1 protein-coding gene is annotated in these 464 nt (G+C 62.3%); it reads right to left on the reverse strand.

Annotation, left to right across the window (positions count from 1 at the left end):
* On the reverse strand, positions 1-464 hold a 464-nt coding region (locus tag KI686_RS15710), incomplete at both ends, for an RHS repeat-associated core domain-containing protein (protein WP_237590278.1).

The raw sequence follows: 464 nt of genomic DNA on the forward strand, positions 1-464 counted from the left end.
TAGAGCTGACGCAACTTCAATTAGTGCGTTTAGACCATCGCCCTGAACTGCGTACGCTATCGCCTTCACCGCCGCGCACGCAGTGCCAACGAATCCAAACGCGAAGCTACACAGTACTCCGACGGGCCCATCTGTGATCCATTTCGCAGCATCATCCCACCATGCGCGCCCTGTGAGATCGGCGGATCCGATTGGGTTTGTTGGCCAGACGTAGTCGTTGTCCACGCCGCCTTCGACAGGATCGACCTGGAGGAATCGCCCGAGAGTGGGGACGTAGATGCGCGCGCCCATCTCGATCATCAAGACGGTCGACTCCGACTCGGCTCCCTTGCGCGCGTCCTGATACCACCCCGTGGCCCCGTTCGACTGACCCGCACGGTTCGCGGCGACGGTGCCGATCGCGTAGGTCGCCATGTCGAGCGGCTGACCGAACGGGTCGTAGACCTGCATCGCGCCGTGGTTCG

It is taken from the genome of Polaribacter sargassicola, from assembly GCF_021991835.1.
In the GTDB taxonomy this organism is placed as follows: domain Bacteria; phylum Bacteroidota; class Bacteroidia; order Flavobacteriales; family Flavobacteriaceae; genus Polaribacter; species Polaribacter sargassicola.